Origin of the sequence: Acetobacter papayae (genome assembly GCF_047721125.1) — a bacterium.
GTDB lineage: Bacteria > Pseudomonadota > Alphaproteobacteria > Acetobacterales > Acetobacteraceae > Acetobacter > Acetobacter papayae.
Genome location: NZ_JBDNWF010000001.1, coordinates 149,471 through 166,932 on the forward strand (window position 1 = coordinate 149,471; position 17,462 = coordinate 166,932).

Genomic DNA, 17,462 nt, shown 5'->3' on the forward strand with positions numbered 1-17,462 from the left:
CAAAAATCACGAATTGGAGCCGCCGTGTCAGGTCTTTTGCAATCTGTTAGCCTGCCCGCTGTTATCGCATTTTTGCAGGTTGTTCTGATTGATGTGACCCTTGCCGGAGATAACGCGGTTGTTATCGGCATGGCGGTGCGTTCGCTCACCCCGCAGGAACGGCAGAAGGCCATCTTTATCGGGGTGGGGTTTGCTGCCGTTATCCGTATTCTGCTGGCGCTGGTGGCGGTCAGGCTGCTGGCCATTGTCGGGCTGACACTGGCGGGCGGATTACTGCTGCTGTGGGTATGCTGGCGGATGTACCGCGAAATGCACGACAATGCCGGCGCGCATGGGACTGATGGCCCCACTCCCGGTGGTTTGGGCAAGGCGATTACGCGGATCGTGATAGCCGACCTATCCATGAGCCTGGACAATGTGCTGGCCGTGGCGGGGGCTGCGCGCGAACATCCGGGTATTCTGGTTATGGGGCTGGCCCTTTCCGTGCTGCTGATGGGGCTTGCCGCATCGCTGATCGCCCGCCTGCTTGAGCGTTATAAATGGATTGCGTGGGTTGGCCTGCTCATTGTTCTGGGTGTTGCGCTGGAACTGATTGTCAAAGGCGGTGGCGAGATCTGGGGCCATATCGGGCACTGACACGTATCGGGATGCACAGTATCTTGCGCCCGAACAGGAAACAGGGTGACGTCTGAGCATGACATGTTTGCGTGCCGCATGCTGGCGGGGCTGGGCTGCTATTGGCCTGACCGTCGCTTTTCTGGGTGCCCCCGTATTGGCGGTGGCGGCGGATGATCCGGCGCCGGCGGCTGATGGGGACGATCTTTACGCTGCCCCAGAGCTTGATCTCTCCGTACCAACGGCTGGAGCGACAAGTGGCAGCCTGACGGACCGCCTGCATTTCTGGCTCCGGCTGGTTGGGCCGGATCGGGCCAGTGTGCAGGATTATGCGGATTTTCTGGCCAATGGCCCGGTATGGCCACGCCGGTCGCTGATCAGTGCGCGTATGGAGCAGGCTCTGCTTTTGGAATCGAACCCGGCCATTGTGCGGGGTGTATGTAGTAGCCAGAGCCTGAACACGGCGTCTGCGCTGGCGTATTGCGCGCAGCAGGTTCCTGATCTGGCCGCCCGTCTGACAGATGAAGCCGCACGTGCATGGCAGAACGGTAACGATGCAGCGACCCCTGCCCGCCTGCTTACGGTCCAGTTTCCCGCTGCGCTGACCCCGGCGGCTTCATGGATACGATTTGACCGTGAGGAGCGAGCCGGTCTGACAGAAGCCGCGCGGAGGACATTACCCTATCTGGCGGCTGACAGGCAGGCTCTGGCCCGTGCACGTCTGGCTTTTCGTACCAATGCAGCCGATGCGCAGGAACAGGCAGACGCGCTGCCTGCATCGGTTGCGGCTGACAGTTTTCTGTTTCTCGATCACGCACGCTGGCTACGTCAGCAGCAACGTTATGATGAAGCCGTGGCTCTATGGGCAGCGACAGGCAATGCAGCAGAACAGGCCGCCCCGCCTGCCCAGTTTTGGCGCGAGCGTGAAGCACTGGCGCGTGAGCTCCTGCAAACCGGGCGCGCGTCTGATGCCCTGACCGTTGCGAATGATCCGGTTATTGGTGGTACGGGACGGCTGGATTCCCTGTTTCTGTGCGGGTGGATTGCCCTGCGCTTCGGGCATGATGCCCCCCGCGCAGTGGCGTTTTTTCAGCCTCTGGCGCAGTCTTCCTCGCTTATCAGCAAAAGCCGGGGATTATACTGGCTGGCCCGTGCGTATGAGCAGGCCGGTAATGACGGTGAATACCGTGCAACACTGAAGCAGGCAGCCGCTTTCCCTTCCACTTTTTATGGCCAGTTGGCAGGTGCGCAGTTGGAAGGGCAGGATCAGGCCCTGCTCAAGCCCTCTTACGTGGCCAATATTACCCGGCGCGGCCTGCATGAACTGGCTCTGACTGGTGGCGTCGAGGATCAGGCGCTGGATGCGAACGAACTGGCGCAGGCCGCAGCCCTGCTGGTTTCATGGGGGGATAGGCCCCATGCGCGCGATTTTCTGCTCATGCTCGCAGGCCAGACTTCTGGGGATACGGCCCTGCGTGGGCTTTCGGCTCTTGCCCAGCGGCTTGGCCTGCCTGACATTGCCGTAACCGCTGCCCGCAAGGCCGGGCGCGATGGCATTTTGCTACCCACAGGCTGGCCAGATCCCTACTCCATTCCCGAGAACGGGCTTCCTGCAGGGCTGGTGCCGGGCCTTATCCGGCAGGAGAGCAGCTTCAATCCCGATGCGGTCAGTATTTCCAACGCCATTGGCCTGATGCAGCTTAAACCTTCCACGGCGGCGGACATGACCCGGCAGGCTGGGCTGGCCCCTTCCGCCGCCAGTGCAACAGGGTTGCATGACCCCATGAGCAACATTCGGCTGGGTGTTGCGTATCTTGAGCATATTCAGGGGCGCTTCGGGCCTGTCGTGCCTTATCTTGCCGCCGCTTATAATGGTGGGCCGGGGCGTCTGGGGCGCTGGCTTGGTACAATGGGCAACCCGGCAAGCGATGGCGCCAAGGATGATGTGATGCTTGACTGGATTGAAAGCATTCCGCTGGCGGAAACCCGGAACTACGTTCAACGCGTATGGGAAAACATGATTATTTACAGAGCTATGGGAGAGAACCAATGACACCGGCACGCTTTATCGCCACGTTTGGTGGGTGTGGACTGTCGCCCCGTGCTCCCGGCACCGTGGGGTCTTTTGCCGCTCTTGTTCTGGGTATTCCCATGCTCAAACGTCCGCGCCTGCTGGCCTCTTCGGCTGTGGCGGCAAGTGTTGTGGGCTGGTGGGCGGCCAATCGTGCGGGAGATGGCGAGGATCACGGTTGGATTGTTATTGATGAAGTGGCCGGTATGTGGCTGGCGCTGCTCGGCTGCCTTCCGGCTGACGACAAGGAAGCTGCGGCGCAGCCAGCGGAAGCTTCTCCCGCATCCGGGCATGCGTGGTTTCTGCCTCTGTTGGCTTTCGGCCTGTTCCGCCTGTTTGACATTACCAAACCCGGCCCGGTCGGCACACTGGACAGGCGACATGATGCGGTTGGCATTATGGGGGATGATATCGTGGCCGGGGTAATGGCCGCTGCTTGCGTGAAAGCCTTTAGGGCGCTGCCATACCTGCGGACGGTGCGCAAATAATGCATGATCCCCACCTCCCAGTCCCTCTTGCTGACGAGGCAACGCTCCATGCGGCGATGCTGCTGGAGGCCGAGCGGGTTCTGGGGCTGTTGCGTGCGGCTGCGGCGCGGGTGGTAACGGCAGAAAGCTGTACGGGCGGGCTGGTGGTGTCCGCTCTCACACATTTTCCCGGTTCTTCCGATATGACGGAAGGCGGGCTGGTGACTTACTCCAATACCATGAAGCAGGCCCTGTTAGGGGTGTCTGATGAAACGCTGTCGCGGCATGGTGCTGTGAGTGAGCCGACCGTGCTGGCCATGGCGCATGGGGCACTGTCTGCTGCCAGACTGGCGCGGCTGAGTGTTGCTATTTCAGGTATTGCCGGTCCCGGCGGCGGCAGCGCCGCAAAGCCCGTAGGGCTGGTCTGGTTTGCCGTGGCTGACAGGAAAAACGCCACAGCGAAAGCGACAAAACAGGTTTTTCCGGGCTCACGGGAGCAAATCCGCCTGCAGGCGGCACGCTATGCTCTGACTATGGTGGCCGACTGTCTTTCAGGGACGCTCTGAACTGGAATGCCAATGCCCTGTGCCGGGTAGCTGGGGTGTAGTGATACTTTCAGGTGCCACCATACCGGTGCCCGCGGCAATGACGCTGCCTTGCGGTGCACGTGCCTGCGCCATGGCGGCCAGTCTGGCCTGAATATGGTCAAGGCTTCGACAGTTCAGGGCGTCTGTTTCATTATCCGCCCTTTCTTCCTTTCCACACGGGCTGTTCTGCTGTGCAGCAGGATAAGGCGCGGGATCAGGGACGGCATGCGCCGGAGCTGCGTAGGCCAGCACGGCGAACAGAGCCGGTGTTAGGGCTGATACGACACGCATGAGGGGCTTCCCTTCGCGGTTTCAGGTCGCGGGCTTGCTGTCCGGTATGGATGAGCCAACCATAGCACTCTGCGGCGGCCCGTAAATATCACGCGCCCGTTTGATGAAGGCCGAAACCATCAGCCGTGTGGCTTCTGTAAAGACGACGCCAATGGCCATTTGCAGAATGCGGGAGCTGAATTCGAAATCGACAAAAAATTCGACAAGGCAGCCCTGTGGGTCGGGGCTGAAGCGCCAGACATTGCGCAGGTAACGAAACGGCCCCTTTTCATACCGCACAGTAATGGTGCCGGGGCGTTCAAGTGTGACGCGCGACGTGAAGCTCTCGCGAAAAGGGCCAAACCCGATAGTCAGGTCAGCCACAAGTTCGGAGGCAGTTTGCGTCCGCACCCTGGCGGCCGTGCACCAGGGCAGAAATTCGGGGTAACGGCCGACATCGGCTACCAGATCGAAAATCTGCTCTGGCTGGTAAGACAGAACACGCTTTTCTGCGTGTTTAGGCATTATCGCATCTCCTTCAGGCGTGCGGCGCGTGCCTCGCGCAGGGCAGCGAAATCGCTGTCCGCATGGTAGGATGAGCGGGTAAGCGGACTGGAACTAACCTGAAGGAAGCCCTTTACCCGCGCCATACCACCATAGTCCTCAAATTCGTCCGGCGTAACAAACCGTGCAACCGGCGCATGTTTGACCGTTGGTTGCAGATACTGCCCCATGGTGATGAAGTCCACATCCGCCACACGCAGGTCGTCCATGACCTGTGCGAGTTCCATTTTCTCTTCCCCCAGCCCCAGCATCAGGCCGGATTTGGTGAAAATGGACGGATCAAGCTGTTTCACGCGGTCGAGCAGCCTGAGCGACTGATAGTAACGCGCACCGGGCCTGATTGTGGGATAAAGCCGGGGCACGGTTTCCAGATTGTGGTTGAAGACATCTGGCCGTGCTTCAACAACGACTTCCAGTGCCTTGTTTTTGCGTAAAAAATCAGGGGTCAGGATTTCTATGGTCGTCTCGGGGGCCGCTGCGCGAATGGCCTTGATTACGGCCGCGAAATGCGCAGCCCCACCATCGGCCAGATCGTCTCTGTCCACCGAGGTTATCACCACATGGCGCAGGCCCAGCCGGGCTACGGCTTCGGCCACGCGGTTGGGCTCATCCGTATCCAGAGGTAGTGGCATACCGGTGCTGACATTGCAGAACGCGCAGGCCCGCGTGCAGATTTCCCCCATGATCATCATGGTGGCATGCCGTTGCGACCAGCATTCCCCGATATTAGGGCACGCGGCTTCCTCGCAGACGGTGACAAGCTTGTTGTCACGCATGAGGGCGCGGGTTTCATGATAGGTCGGGTGATTGGGCGCCTTGACGCGGATCCACTCAGGCTTGCGGGCAATCGGGTTATCAGGCCGATGTGCCTTTTCCGGGTGGCGCAGTTTGACTACGTCTTTTTTACGGTGATCGATTATGACGCGCGTTGGCATGGTCCTGCCCAATCTTGAACAATAGCCTTACAGAACTGGAACGCCCCACCTGCCCCGTCAAGGCGGCAAACCCCGGAGTTGGGGCCTGCCGCCATCACAGGCGCGGGAGATGCGCCCATGCGGGTCTGGCGTGTGACTAAAAGTGCAGTGCGCCACCATAAGCGGCCAGCACGGCCTCGTGCATGGATTCAGAAATGGTGGGGTGTGGGAAAATCGTTTCCGACAGTTCCGCTTCCGTCAGTTCGCCCGTGCGGGCGATGACATAACCCTGAATCATTTCCGTTACTTCCGCACCGATCATGTGCGCACCCAGCAATTCGCCCGTTGCATCGTCAAACACGGTCTTGATCAGGCCGGTGGGTTCCCCCATGGCCAGAGCCTTACCGTTGGCCAGCAGCGGGAATTTGCCCACACGCACCTTGTATCCGGCTTCTTTGGCGCGGGCTTCCGTATAACCAACCGATGCAATTTGCGGGCGGCAATAGGTGCAGCCGGGAATTTTTGTAACATCAATAGGATGCACGGTTTTCCCGGCAATGGCCTCAACACACATGACGGCTTCGTGGCTGGCCTTGTGTGCCAGCCATGGTGCGCCTGCGAGATCGCCAATGGCATACACCCCGGCCTCGCCCGTGCGGCAGAGCGCATCGGTTACGACATGGGTGCGGTCAACCTTGATCTTGGTGCCTTCAAGGCCGATGTTTTCGACATTTCCCACAATACCAACGGCGGAAATAATCTTGTCCACCGTGATGGTTTCGGTTTTTCCGCCCGCTTCTACCGTGATGCTGACACTATCGGCCCCTTTCTGCGGGGAGCCAATCTTGGCGTTGGTGAGTATCCTTATGCCCTGTTTTTCAAACTCTTTATGGGCAATGGCACTGATTTCCTCATCTTCCACAGGCAGGATACGCGGGGCGACTTCAACCAAAGTCACTGCCGCGCCCATGTTGCGGTAAAACGAGGCAAATTCCGTGCCGATGGCCCCCGAGCCGATGACCAGCAGGCGCTTGGGCATTGCTTCCGGCACAAGGGCTTCGCGGTAGGACCAGATAAACTGTCCGTCCGGCTCAAGCCCCGGCAGGATACGGGCTCTGGCCCCTGTCGCCAGAATAACGTTCTTGGCGTTCAGGGTCTGGGGCGCGCCGTCTTTCTTGCTGACCAGCACCTTGCGCCTGCCGTTGGCTGTTACGCCATCGAGTTTGCCAAATCCTTCAAAAACAGGGACTTTGGCTTTCTTGAGCAGGTGCGAAACCCCCGATGAAAGCTGCTTGGATACAGCGCGGGAGCGGGCAACAATTTTTTTAAAATCAAAGCTTACCGCTTCGGCCTTGAAGCCGTAGCCATCAAGGTCATGCAGTAGATGATTGATTTCCGAGGCGCGCAGCAGCGCCTTGGTGGGGATACAGCCCCAGTTCAGGCAGATGCCCCCAAGGTGGTTGGCTTCAACCACAGCAGTGGACAGGCCAAGCTGTGCGGCGCGCAGCGCAGCCACATAGCCGCCGGGGCCGCCACCGATAACAACCAGGTCAAAATCGGTCTGGCTCATGGTATCAGATTCTCCGCTACGTGCTGGTTAAAGCACAAGAGACAGGGGCGACTGCACAGCCGTGCGGAACGCGTTCAGCCATTGTGCGGCGGTTGCGCCGTCAACGGCACGATGATCAACCGACAGGGTCACGGTCATGACCGTTGCGATCTTGATCTCGTTGCCCGATACGACAGGCTGTTTACGACCTGCGGCAATGGCAAGGATCGCGGCCTGCGGCGGGTTGACGATGGCGGCAAAGTCCTTGACGCCATACATGCCCATGTTCGAGATCGAGAACGTGCCGCCCTGAAACTCTTCCGGTTTGAGTTTGCCTGCACGGGCGCGGCTGATCAGCGACTTGGCTTCCTGACTGATCTCGCGCAGACTCTTGGCATCGGCCTTGCGGACAATCGGGGTAATCAGCCCGTCATCAAGAGACACCGCGACGGAGATATCGGCATCCTCATGCAGGAGTATACCTTCTTCGGTGTAGTAGGCATTAACCGTGGGCACCTTTTTGAGTGCTACAGCCGAAGCCTTGATGAGCATGTCATTGACGGAGAGCTTGACGCCGTCTTCCCCCTCGCCTTCCTCCAGTGCGTTAAGCTGGGCACGCAGCGCCATAAGGGCGTCCAGTTCCACATCTATGGAAACATAGAAATGTGGGACATTGGCCTTGGATTCAGTCAGCCTGCGGGCAATGACCTTGCGCATGGTGGTGTGCGGCACCAGACGGCTGCTACCCGAAGCAGGCAGGGCAGCGGCAGGTGCAGCGGCTTCAGCCTTGGGTGCGTTCTGGGCGTTTTCCACATCCCGCTTGACGATACGGCCATTAGGGCCGGAGCCCTTGATGTTCGCAAGGTCGAGCCCCTTCTGTCGGGCAATACGCCGTGCGAGCGGGGACGCCACGATACGAGCGCCGGTTGCAGCCTTGGCGGCTACCGGTGCGGGCGCCGCAGGCGTGGGGGCTGGTACCTGAGGGGCCACCGGGCTGTTCTGCACAGCAGGAGCCGTGGGGGCCGAAGACTTGAGCGCCCCTTCAGCCGGAACGGCCTCGCCTTCTTCCACCAGAATGGCGATAGGCGTGTTGACCGCGACCCCTTCGGCCCCTTCGGGCACCAGAATGCGGCCTAAAATCCCTTCCTCAATGGCTTCGACTTCCATCGTCGCCTTGTCGGTTTCGATTTCCGCCAACACATCGCCTGATGCAACGGTGTCGCCTTCTTTCTTGACCCACCGCGCCAGCTTGCCTTCCGTCATGGTGGGGGAAAGGGCTGGCATGAGAATTTCAGTTGCCATCGTCTCAGCCTCTCAGATCAGGCCGCGCACGGCTTTGACGACGTGCTCGGGCTGTGGCAGCGCCAGTTTTTCCAGATTGGCGGCAAACGGCATGGGTACATCCACACCAGCAACGCGTGCGGGCGGCGCATCCAGCCAGTCAAACGCATGCTCGATTACCTGCATGGCAACCTCGGAGCCAATTCCCGCGAACGGCCAGCCTTCTTCCACCGTCACAAGGCGGCCGGTCTTGCGGACGCTCTCGACAATGGTTGCGGTATCCAGCGGGCGGAGACTGCGCAGGTTGATGACTTCGGCCTCGATGCCTTCCGCCGCCAGAAGCTCGGCAGCTTCCAGAGCGATCCCCACCGCGATGGAGAAGGATACGATCGTCACATCCTTGCCGGGCCGTTCGATCTTCGCCTTGCCAATAGGCAGGATGAAGTCTTCATCCACCGGGCATGGGAATTTGTGGCCGTACAGGATTTCGTTTTCGAGCACCACAACCGGGTTGGGGTCACGAATGGCGGCACGCAGCAGGCCTTTGGCATCTGCTGCCGACCATGGGGCGACAACCTTGAGGCCAGGCACATGCGCATACCAGCTTCCGTAGCACTGCGAGTGCTGGGCACCCACGCGCGCGGCGGCACCATTGGGGCCACGGAAAACGATGGGGCAACCCATCTGCCCGCCAGACATGTAGAGCGTCTTGGCTGCCGAGTTGATGATATGGTCGATCGCCTGCATGGCGAAGTTCATGGTCATGAACTCGACAATGGGTTTCAGCCCGGTCAGGGCTGCGCCAACGGCCATGCCTGTAAAACCGTGTTCGGTAATGGGCATGTCAATGACGCGCTTCTCACCGAATTCCTGCAAAAGCCCCTGCGAGATTTTGTAGGCACCCTGATATTCGGCAACTTCCTCACCCAGCAGGAAGACATCACCATCGCGGCGCAGTTCCGCCGCCATGGCGTCACGCAGCGCTTCGCGCACGGTAATTTCCTGTGTGGGGCCCCAGTCCTTGTCTTCATGCGAAACAAAGCTTAGGGGAGCCTGCGCCGCAGCAGCAGGTGTTGCCGATACAGGCTGTACCGCGGCGGGCGCTGCCTGTGTGGCTGCGGGTGCCGTCTGGCCTGCCTGATCCGGCACGGCCTCGCCTTCTTCCACCAGAACGGCGATAGGCGTGTTGACCGCAACCCCTTCGGTGCCTTCGGGCACCAGAATACGGCCGAGCACGCCGTCTTCAATCGCCTCGACTTCCATCGTAGCCTTGTCGGTTTCGATTTCGGCCAGAATATCGCCGCCGGAGACCGTGTCTCCTTCCTTTTTCACCCAGCGTGAAAGCTTTCCTTCCGTCATGGTGGGGGAAAGCGCGGGCATCAGAATTTCAGTCGCCATGATCTTTCAGGCCTCCAGCACAACGTCCGTGAACAGTTCAGAAGGATCAGGTTCCGGGCTTGTCTGTGCAAAGTCCGCGGCGTCGTTGACGATGGCCTTGATCTCGGTATCCATGGCTTTCAGGGCAGCTTCTTCCACCCCGGCTTCCAGAAGGATATGCTTGACGTGTTCGATCGGGTCGTGGTGCTTGCGAACGTTTTCAACCTCTTCACGCGTACGGTATTTGGCCGGATCTGACATGGAGTGGCCACGGTAGCGGTAGGTCATCATTTCCAGCAGGAAAGGCCCCTTCCCTGCACGGCAATGCGCCACGGCTTCGGCGGCGGCTTCATGCACGGCGGCAACGTCCATACCGTCCACCTGCCTGCCGGGAATGCCCCAGGGTTCGCCGTTCTTGTAGAACTCGTGCCAGGCAGAAGCGCGCTCGACCGAGGTGCCCATGCCGTAACGGTTGTTTTCAAGCACGAAGAGACAGGGCAGCTTGTGCAGCGCTGCAAGGTTGAAGCTTTCGTAAACCTGCCCCTGATTGGCTGCACCATCCCCAAAATACGCAACGGCGACTTCATCCGTTCCGCGGTATTTGTTGGCGAAGGCAAGCCCGATGCCCAGCGCAACCTGTGCACCCACGATGCCGTGTCCGCCGTAGAAATTCTTCTCACGGGAGAACATGTGCATGGAGCCACCCTTGCCATGGGAATATCCCGTGGCGCGGCCGGTCAGCTCCGCCATGACGCCTCGCGGCTCCATGCCTGCGGCAAGCATCTGTCCGTGGTCGCGGTAGGAGGTGATGAGCTTGTCACCATCGCGCAGGCACATCTGGATGCCGGTCACAACGGCTTCCTGCCCGATGTAGAGATGGCAGAAACCACCGATGAGGCTCATGCCGTAAAGCTGCCCGGCCTTTTCCTCGAAACGGCGGATCAGCAGCATGTCATGGTAAGCCTGCATGAACTGGTCGCGGGTCAGAGAGGGCTCATTGCGGCCCGCTTTGCCCACCTGTTTGTCTGTTGTACCCATGAATGGAGTCCTTAACTATACTCAACCATTTAATGCGACACCTGGCTTTGATTGGGAGAAGACAGACATTTTATCCTGCGTCTTTGTTAAGTGCATGAAAATCCGGTTCTTGGGCCGCGCCTTTATTTGGCGTTATATTCTCCTGACTGTCCCCCGCTTTTGTGCAACAGCCTGATGTTGTCGATCTGCATGCCGCGATCCACTGCCTTGCACATGTCATACAAGGTTAGTGCTGCGACTGACACAGCCGTCAACGCTTCTATTTCCACACCTGTCGCCCCCGTTGTTGTAACAACGGCGGTAATCACGACCTTGTCATTCCCAGCAGCAAAATCCACGCTGATGCTGCTCAGGCTCAGAGGGTGACATAATGGGATAAGATCGGCGGTTTTCTTGGCCGCCATGATCCCCGCTATACGCGCTGTCGCGTACACATCGCCCTTGGGCATATCGCCCGACTGGATCATGTCCAGCGTGCGGGAGGCCATGAGAATCTCCCCGCACGCCACGGCCTTGCGATGTGTTGCGGGCTTGGCGGAAACGTCCACCATCCGGGCATGGCCAGCCATGTCCAGATGCGTCAGCCGTGCCTGTGTCATGTCAGTCCGTGCCCAGAAGCTTGCGCGCGGCCTCTCCGGGGTCGGGCTGACGCAGCAGGGATTCCCCAACGAGAAAACCTGTTACGCCCTGTGCGGAAAGCTGCTCGATTTCGGCATGGGTCTTGATGCCACTTTCCGAGATGATGATCCTGTCAGGCGGCACCAGCGGCGCAAGCTGGCTGGTGGTGTTGATATCCGTCACCAGTGTCTTGAGATTGCGGTTGTTGATGCCGATCAGGAAAGTATCCAGCGCCAGAGCGCGGTTCAGTTCTTCCTCGTCATGAACTTCTACCAGAACGTCCATGTCCAGCCCTTTGGCGTGGTCAACCAGTTCCAGCGCTTTTTCGTCGCTCAGGATACTCATGATCAGCAGGATGCAGTCAGCACCGATCAGGCGGCTTTCATAAACCTGCCACGGGTCGAGAATGAAATCCTTGCGCAGGACAGGCAGCGCGCAGGCGGCTCGTGCTGTGATCAGGTCGTCATTCGAGCCATGAAAGCATGAGCTTTCCGTCAGAACCGACAGGCAGGCAGCCCCGGCCTGCTCGTAGCTACGTGCGACCTGAGCCGGGTCGTAATGTTCCTGAAGGATGCCCGCCGAAGGAGAAGCCTTCTTGATTTCGGCGATAAGCCCCACGGCGCGGTCTGCGGCTTTTTCTTTCAGGGCGCGTCCAAAGCCACGGGGTGCGTCTTTCTGCTCCTGCACCTTCGCTGAAATTTCCTTCAGGGGCAGCAGGGTGGAGCGGTGTTCGACTTCCAGTTTCGTTCTGGCGCAGATACGGGCCAGAACATCAGGCAGTTCGTCGGCTCCGGCGGCGCAAACGGCGTCTGAAGGTGCAACCGTGGACGTGTTGGGTGTATCGCTCATGATTGTCCTGTTTATCTTTCGGGCCGAGCGGCAGACCCGGCCGCGCGTAACCCATCAAGAACCGCCAGAGCGGCCCCGTTATCCAGCGAGCGCGCGGCTTCCGCCACACCATTTTTCAGCGCATGCGGGTCAAGCCGCCCTTCGTGCAGAAGGCTGATGCGCCCCGCGACATGAAGGGCGCAGGCCGCGTTTAACAGGACGGTGTCCCGGTAAGCCCCATGCGCACCACGCAACAGCTCATCAAGCGCTTGCGCGTTATGCTGTGCGTTTCCTCCTTGTATGGCACTCACTGGCGCGTATGCAAGCCCCGCCATTTCCGGCTCAACCGCAAAGGAATAAGCACGCCCATTTTCAAGGGCTTCAACCTGCGTGGGGCCAGCCAGCGTCATTTCATCAATGCCGCCATGGCCTATGCGCGGCAGGCCGCATACGGCCCATACTCGTTCGGAACCCAGTCTGCCCAGCACATCCACCACGGGCCGTAGCCATGAAGGAGAAAACACCCCTACCAGTTGCCGCCGGACCCCGGCGGGGTTTACCAGCGGGCCAACAAGGTTGAACAGAGTGGGCAGCCCCAGCGCCTTGCGTGCCTGCGCCGCATGCCGCATGGCTGGGTGATGGTTGGGGGCGGCAAGGAAAATGGCTCGATGTGACTGCATCTGGCTACGAAGGGATGCGGCGTCCGCCAGAAGGGGTACGCCAAGCGCACCCAGCACATCCGATGCACCGGAAAGCGATGAAACCGCCCGGTTGCCATGCTTGGCGACAGGAATGCCCAGAGCCGCTAGAACAAAAGCAACAGCGGTGGACACATTCAGCGTCCCGTAATTGTCCCCCCCCGTGCCGCAGACATCCACGGTGTTGTCTGGTAGGTCTGGCACCGCGTTCATGCGCTGCCGCAGGGCGGTTACGGCCCCCAGCAGTTCGTCGGGCGTTTCTCCACGCACACGCAATGCCATCAGAAAGGCGGCAATGCGTTCGGATGACACCGCGCCGTCCATGATTACGCCAAAAGCCTCTTCGGCCTGTGTAGCGCTGAGGGATTCTCGTTTGGCCAGCCGTTCAAGCACTGCCGTAAACAGGGCGTGGCTGTCAGCCGTAACCTCGCTCAGAATGTCAGACATGAGCCTGTCCGGCATTCCATTCCCGGGCGATGGTCAGAAAATTACGGAGCAGGTCATGCCCATATTCAGAGGCAATGCTCTCGGGGTGGAACTGCACGCCTGATATCGGGAGTTCACGGTGTCGCACACCCATGATCACGCCATCTTCCGTCCACGCAGTGACTTCCAGATGCGGGGGAATGCTGGCGGGTTCCAGTGTCAGGCTATGATAGCGCGTGGCCTTGAAAGGACTGGGAAGGCCCGCGAACACGTCCTTGCCCTCGTGATAGACAGGGCTGATCTTACCATGCATGGGGGTGGGGGCGCGCACGACCTCGGCACCGAAAACCTGCCCTATTGCCTGATGCCCAAGGCAGACACCGAAAACAGGCACTTTGCCAGCGGCAGCAGCAATCAGGTCACAGCAGATTCCAGCCTCGTTGGGGGAGCACGGGCCGGGGGAAAGAACGATGGCCTGCGGGTTCAGGGCAAGGGCTTCATGGGGGCTCAGGGCGTCATTGCGAACAACGTCACACGTCTCCCCCAGCTCGCCCAGATAATGGACAAGGTTGAAGGTAAAACTATCGTAATTGTCGATCAGAAGGATCATGGTGAAATGATGGCCTTTTAAACTGCCGCGGTCAATTAACACGAAACGGGCGAGGTATTATCCCCTGCCCGCCTCTTCGCGCGCCTGCTCCATGGCGGTTTGCGCAGCCCTGAAAACGGCTCGTGCCTTGTGGCGGGTTTCTTCGTATTCGCTTTCGGGGTGGCTATCCGCCACCACGCCGCAGCCAGCCTGTACGTGGATTGCACCATCCTTGATAACCGCCATGCGCAGGCCGATACAGGTATCCATGTCGCCACCGGCCCCGAAGTAGCCGATACAGCCAGCATAGGTGGCGCGGCGCGTGCGCTCGATTTCGTCAATAATTTCCATGGCGCGGATTTTAGGTGCCCCGGTCAGGGTTCCGGCCGGGAAAGCTGCCACAAGGGCGTCGAGCGCATCAAGCTCTGGCCGCAGCGTGCCTTCCACGTTGGAGGAAATGTGCATGACGTGGCTGAAACGCTCAATGACGAACCGTTCCGTGACCGCGACCGATCCCGGCTGGCTGACCCTGCCCACATCGTTGCGCCCAAGGTCGATGAGCATCAGATGCTCGGCTATTTCCTTTTCGTCGGCCAGAAGGTCCTGCTCAAGCTGCTGGTCTTCTTCTGCGGTCTCGCCGCGTGGGCGTGTGCCTGCCAGAGGGCGAACCGTCATTTTACCTGCGCGCAGACGCACCAGAATTTCGGGTGATGAGCCAACGAGCGAAAAGCCGCCAAAATCAAGATGGAACAGGAACGGAGCCGGGTTGATCCGCCGTAACGCCCGGTAAAGGTCGAGGGATGGCAGCGGAAACGCCGTGGAAAAGCGTTGGCTGGGTACGACCTGAAAAGCGTCACCTGCCGCGATATAGTCCTGTATTTTCCTTACGGAATCACAGAACTCGTCATGCGTGAAGGTTGAAACCGGCTCGCGGTAAGGTGGCACATCAGGTGTTGGCGGCTGTGTGGGCAATGCCCCTGCCAGACAGTTGCGCGCGCGGGCCAGCAGGGCATGCGCGCGATCCCATGCGGTGCCACAGGTTTCACCTGCCGCAGGGCGCACGGGGGCTGCCAGAATAAGCTCGTCGGTGACTGTATCAAAAACGGCAAACAGGCCGGGCCGCATCAGCACGGCTTCGGGTAGGTTCAGGTCATCAGGCGGGGCGTCTGGCAGATGCTCCATCTGCCGCACCATGTCGTAACCAAGATACCCGAACAGTCCCGCAATCATGGGGGGGAGCCCCGGCTGCAGGGTAAGCTGGGTTTCCTGAATGAGCTGGCGCAGGCTGTCCAGAGGGCGCTCAACCGCTGTAGTAGTGTGGCCATCGGCTTCTACACTCACGCAGCCATTATGGCAGGTCCAGATCAGGTCTGGCATCAGCGCTATAACGGAATAGCGGCCACGGGATATGCCGCCTTCCACGCTTTCAAGCAGCAGGCTGTGCCGCCCTGCCCCGGCATGCAGGTGTGTCAGACGGATATAGGCGGAAACCGGCGTCAGCAGATCCGCTGCCTCAACCGAGAACACCACCGAAGCCTGACCATTATGCCAAGCCGCCTCGCACGCCTTGCGTGATGGAGAGTCGGAGGAATGGAGCTTCATGGTCATGGTGTGTTGCCGCCAAACCCGGCTTCCGACAGAGCGGTGTTAACGCCCGTTTGAATGACGCGGGGCGGAGTGTTGCGCGACAGGGCATTGATATAGCTTGCCGCGATATCTTCCCCCACAGCCTGAGAGAGGCTCGCACGCAGTTTGCTGATGGCCTGCTCGGGTGCCGGCGGGTTGGGTACGAACACCCGCGTGACGACGGCGACAAAAAATGCATTGTCGTCTTCCGCCATGAATGCCTGACCGGGCTTCATGTTCGGCAGGGCCGTCATGAGTTCAGCGGGGATGTTCTTGTTGGGTGCAGCCAGAGCAAACGAAGCGCCGCGGGTAGTCTGCGCACCGGCGATAGCCGTTGTGCCCAGAGCCCCTTTGGCCTTGGCGGCCGTATAGAGTGCGGTAGCCGCCAGATCGGCCGCGTGACGGCGGTTTTCAGCCTGCCATGCGGCGAGAACCTGCGGGCGGGCTTCCTCGAAGCTCAGCGGGGCGGATGGCTTGACTGTATCCACGGCCACGGCAAACCAGCTATTATCAGGCCCTTCGCTCAGGAACGGAGGAGCTCCTTCCTTCTGGGCAAAAACCTGATGAATGATCGCATTGCGCAGGGGGCCTGATGCCGGAATCGGTGCGGGTGTGCCTTCGGCTGTCAGGCCCTGCGCGTTGAGCGTGCCGGAAATGGCGGCAGCCCCCAGCGTGTCGGGAATGGCATCAAGCCCTTTGGCTGCGATTGCATCTTGCAGAGGCCGCAGGCGTTCGCTGATGGCCGAAGGTGTGGCGGCCTTGCGGTATTCATCAAGAATCTGCTCGCGCGCTGTGGCAAAAGGCGTGACCTGAGCCGGTTTGATGTTCGAAACCCGGAAAACCGCCCACCCTGCTTCTGTTTTCACAGGGCTGCTGACGCTGTCTGCCGGAGCGCTGAAAATAGCTGTGCGCAGGATTTCGGAAGGAATGGCGGCCGCGCGCGTGCCCGGCATTTCCACCGAAGCGGCGTTGCCTGCCGCTTTCTGGGCGGCAGCCCAGTCACCGGATGCAGCCCATGCGGTGCTGACGCTCTGTGCCTGTTCCTGTGTCGGGAAGGTAATGAGCTGAACATCACGCGATTCAGGTGCGTTGAAACGGCTGGCCTGCTCATCATAGATCTGCTTGATCCGGTTTTCGTCCAGCGTCAGCGTATCCGAAACGGTCTGGGGTGACAGGACGACAATCCGGGCGTGGCGCAGTTCCGGTACGCGGAATAGCCACGGATGGTTGGCGTAATAGCGGCGAAGCGCTGCCTCATCTGGTGCGGGGAGTGTTGGCTGTGCAGCGAACGGCACGCGGATGAAATCCACCACATGCGTGCGCGCACCAAAGGTGATGAAGCGCTGGAGCATGATGTCCGGCACGCTTGCGCCTTCGGCCATGGGCAGCAGGACAGCGCGGACTGTCAGGTCATCGCGCACAAGCTGGATCACATGCTCTTCGCTCAGGTGGCGTTCCTGAAGAACAGTATTGAAGGTCGCGCGGTCAAACTGCCCGTTTGGCCCTTTGAAATTGGGGAGCGAGAAAATTTCATCCCGCACGGCTGAGTTGGGGACAATCAGGCCCATTGTCCGTGCGGCGTCCAGCACCTCGGCCCGGCCAGTCAGGCGCTGGAGAATCTGCAGCGCCATCTGGCGGCGCATGATGGGCGAAAGCTGAGAAGGATCGCTCATCCCGGCCTGGCGCGCCGCTGCGGGCAGTTCAGCCTGCAGGGCGGAGGCCAGTGCCCCCGCAGTGACGGTCTGCTTACCGACACGGGCCGCGACATCGGGGCCTTCACCCAGATGGCCGACGACATCGCCCGCACCCCAGCCGACAAAGGCAAGGAAGACAAAGGCTGCGGTCACACGGCCCAGCCACGATTCAACAAAAACTCGCCGCAGGTAGGAAATCATCGCCTCGGGGATCCACCGCTTGTCAAACACTATGCCATTATCATATTCA

At 60.1% G+C, this 17,462-nt stretch carries 17 protein-coding genes; 4 read left to right on the forward strand and 13 right to left on the reverse strand.

All coding sequences use genetic code 11. The annotated features are described in order from the left end of the window. Window positions 1-24 precede the first annotated feature (24 nt). From ABF757_RS00720 to ABF757_RS00735, 4 genes are read left to right on the forward strand one after another with little or no spacing between them, the layout of a single operon-like run. Entirely contained in the window at window positions 25-636 is a 612-nt protein-coding gene (locus ABF757_RS00720) for a YjbE family putative metal transport protein (RefSeq protein WP_025859665.1), read from the forward strand. Window positions 637-694: 58 nt separating this feature from the next. After that, a complete protein-coding gene (locus ABF757_RS00725; RefSeq protein ID WP_415480496.1) occupies window positions 695-2,668 on the forward strand; it encodes a lytic transglycosylase domain-containing protein in 1,974 nt (657 codons plus the stop codon). Continuing rightward, a complete protein-coding gene (locus ABF757_RS00730) occupies window positions 2,665-3,174 on the forward strand; it encodes a phosphatidylglycerophosphatase A family protein (RefSeq protein ID WP_415480497.1) in 510 nt (169 codons plus the stop codon). The genes ABF757_RS00725 and ABF757_RS00730 overlap by 4 nt, the downstream gene beginning before the upstream one ends. Next, window positions 3,174-3,719, forward strand: a complete 546-nt coding sequence (locus ABF757_RS00735) for a CinA family protein (protein WP_415480498.1) — start codon at window positions 3,174-3,176, stop codon at window positions 3,717-3,719. The genes ABF757_RS00730 and ABF757_RS00735 overlap by 1 nt, the downstream gene beginning before the upstream one ends. On the opposite strand, the gene ABF757_RS00740 is transcribed toward ABF757_RS00735, so the two are convergent. The 13 genes from ABF757_RS00740 to ABF757_RS00800 form a co-directional block, all read right to left on the reverse strand. Beyond that, on the reverse strand, window positions 3,705-4,031 hold the full coding sequence (locus ABF757_RS00740) for a hypothetical protein (RefSeq protein ID WP_415480499.1): 327 nt from the start codon (window positions 4,029-4,031) through the stop codon (window positions 3,705-3,707). The two genes, ABF757_RS00735 and ABF757_RS00740, sit on opposite strands and share 15 nt — an antisense overlap. A 21-nt stretch (window positions 4,032-4,052) precedes the next feature. Then, a complete protein-coding gene (locus tag ABF757_RS00745; RefSeq protein ID WP_415480500.1) occupies window positions 4,053-4,535 on the reverse strand; it encodes a type II toxin-antitoxin system RatA family toxin in 483 nt (160 codons plus the stop codon). After that, the gene (gene lipA, locus ABF757_RS00750; RefSeq protein WP_415480501.1) at window positions 4,535-5,509 is read right to left on the reverse strand and encodes a lipoyl synthase; all 975 of its coding nucleotides are present in this window, start codon (window positions 5,507-5,509) and stop codon (window positions 4,535-4,537) included. Before lipA ends, ABF757_RS00745 begins: the two co-directional genes overlap by 1 nt. Before the next feature lie 136 nt (window positions 5,510-5,645). Then, window positions 5,646-7,058, reverse strand: a complete 1,413-nt coding sequence (lpdA, locus tag ABF757_RS00755) for a dihydrolipoyl dehydrogenase (RefSeq protein WP_415480502.1) — start codon at window positions 7,056-7,058, stop codon at window positions 5,646-5,648. Window positions 7,059-7,085: 27 nt separating this feature from the next. Then, entirely contained in the window at window positions 7,086-8,339 is a 1,254-nt protein-coding gene (locus ABF757_RS00760) for a pyruvate dehydrogenase complex dihydrolipoamide acetyltransferase (protein ID WP_415480503.1), read from the reverse strand. A 12-nt stretch (window positions 8,340-8,351) separates the two neighbouring features. Next, complete coding sequence (locus ABF757_RS00765) at window positions 8,352-9,716, reverse strand: pyruvate dehydrogenase complex E1 component subunit beta (protein ID WP_415480504.1); 1,365 nt, start codon at window positions 9,714-9,716, stop codon at window positions 8,352-8,354. Window positions 9,717-9,722: 6 nt separating this feature from the next. Beyond that, the gene (pdhA, locus tag ABF757_RS00770; RefSeq protein WP_025859668.1) at window positions 9,723-10,733 is read right to left on the reverse strand and encodes a pyruvate dehydrogenase (acetyl-transferring) E1 component subunit alpha; all 1,011 of its coding nucleotides are present in this window, start codon (window positions 10,731-10,733) and stop codon (window positions 9,723-9,725) included. Window positions 10,734-10,855: 122 nt separating this feature from the next. Then, window positions 10,856-11,332, reverse strand: a complete 477-nt coding sequence (gene moaC / locus ABF757_RS00775; protein ID WP_025859669.1) for a cyclic pyranopterin monophosphate synthase MoaC — start codon at window positions 11,330-11,332, stop codon at window positions 10,856-10,858. Window position 11,333: 1 nt separating this feature from the next. Continuing rightward, window positions 11,334-12,200 (reverse strand): indole-3-glycerol phosphate synthase TrpC, encoded by an 867-nt coding sequence (trpC, locus tag ABF757_RS00780; protein ID WP_025859670.1) that lies wholly within the window; start codon window positions 12,198-12,200, stop codon window positions 11,334-11,336. A gap of 11 nt (window positions 12,201-12,211) precedes the next feature. Then, entirely contained in the window at window positions 12,212-13,324 is a 1,113-nt protein-coding gene (gene trpD / locus ABF757_RS00785) for an anthranilate phosphoribosyltransferase (protein ID WP_415480505.1), read from the reverse strand. Then, window positions 13,317-13,913: an anthranilate synthase component II gene (locus ABF757_RS00790; RefSeq protein WP_415480506.1), complete on the reverse strand. Its 597-nt coding sequence runs from the start codon at window positions 13,911-13,913 to the stop codon at window positions 13,317-13,319. The genes trpD and ABF757_RS00790 overlap by 8 nt, the downstream gene beginning before the upstream one ends. 57 nt (window positions 13,914-13,970) lie before the next feature. After that, a complete protein-coding gene (gene trpE, locus ABF757_RS00795) occupies window positions 13,971-15,500 on the reverse strand; it encodes an anthranilate synthase component I (protein ID WP_415480507.1) in 1,530 nt (509 codons plus the stop codon). Further along, window positions 15,497-17,413 carry a peptidyl-prolyl cis-trans isomerase gene (locus ABF757_RS00800; RefSeq protein WP_415480508.1) on the reverse strand — a complete coding sequence of 639 codons (1,917 nt, stop codon included), beginning with the start codon at window positions 17,411-17,413 and terminating at the stop codon, window positions 15,497-15,499. Before ABF757_RS00800 ends, trpE begins: the two co-directional genes overlap by 4 nt. Window positions 17,414-17,462: the final 49 nt, after the last annotated feature.

Coding starts and splice junctions, on each gene's coding strand:
- trpC (WP_025859670.1), bottom strand. CDS start 12,200: ATGAGCGATACACCCAACACGTCCACGGTTGCACCTTCAGACGCCGTT.
- ABF757_RS00730 (WP_415480497.1), top strand. CDS start 2,665: ATGACACCGGCACGCTTTATCGCCACGTTTGGTGGGTGTGGACTGTCG.
- ABF757_RS00760 (WP_415480503.1), bottom strand. CDS start 8,339: ATGGCAACTGAAATTCTCATGCCAGCCCTTTCCCCCACCATGACGGAA.
- trpD (WP_415480505.1), bottom strand. CDS start 13,324: ATGTCTGACATTCTGAGCGAGGTTACGGCTGACAGCCACGCCCTGTTT.
- lpdA (WP_415480502.1), bottom strand. CDS start 7,058: ATGAGCCAGACCGATTTTGACCTGGTTGTTATCGGTGGCGGCCCCGGC.
- lipA (WP_415480501.1), bottom strand. CDS start 5,509: ATGCCAACGCGCGTCATAATCGATCACCGTAAAAAAGACGTAGTCAAA.
- moaC (WP_025859669.1), bottom strand. CDS start 11,332: ATGACACAGGCACGGCTGACGCATCTGGACATGGCTGGCCATGCCCGG.
- pdhA (WP_025859668.1), bottom strand. CDS start 10,733: ATGGGTACAACAGACAAACAGGTGGGCAAAGCGGGCCGCAATGAGCCC.
- trpE (WP_415480507.1), bottom strand. CDS start 15,500: ATGACCATGAAGCTCCATTCCTCCGACTCTCCATCACGCAAGGCGTGC.
- ABF757_RS00745 (WP_415480500.1), bottom strand. CDS start 4,535: ATGCCTAAACACGCAGAAAAGCGTGTTCTGTCTTACCAGCCAGAGCAG.
- ABF757_RS00725 (WP_415480496.1), top strand. CDS start 695: ATGACATGTTTGCGTGCCGCATGCTGGCGGGGCTGGGCTGCTATTGGC.
- ABF757_RS00765 (WP_415480504.1), bottom strand. CDS start 9,716: ATGGCGACTGAAATTCTGATGCCCGCGCTTTCCCCCACCATGACGGAA.
- ABF757_RS00800 (WP_415480508.1), bottom strand. CDS start 17,413: ATGATTTCCTACCTGCGGCGAGTTTTTGTTGAATCGTGGCTGGGCCGT.
- ABF757_RS00740 (WP_415480499.1), bottom strand. CDS start 4,031: ATGCGTGTCGTATCAGCCCTAACACCGGCTCTGTTCGCCGTGCTGGCC.
- ABF757_RS00735 (WP_415480498.1), top strand. CDS start 3,174: ATGCATGATCCCCACCTCCCAGTCCCTCTTGCTGACGAGGCAACGCTC.
- ABF757_RS00790 (WP_415480506.1), bottom strand. CDS start 13,913: ATGATCCTTCTGATCGACAATTACGATAGTTTTACCTTCAACCTTGTC.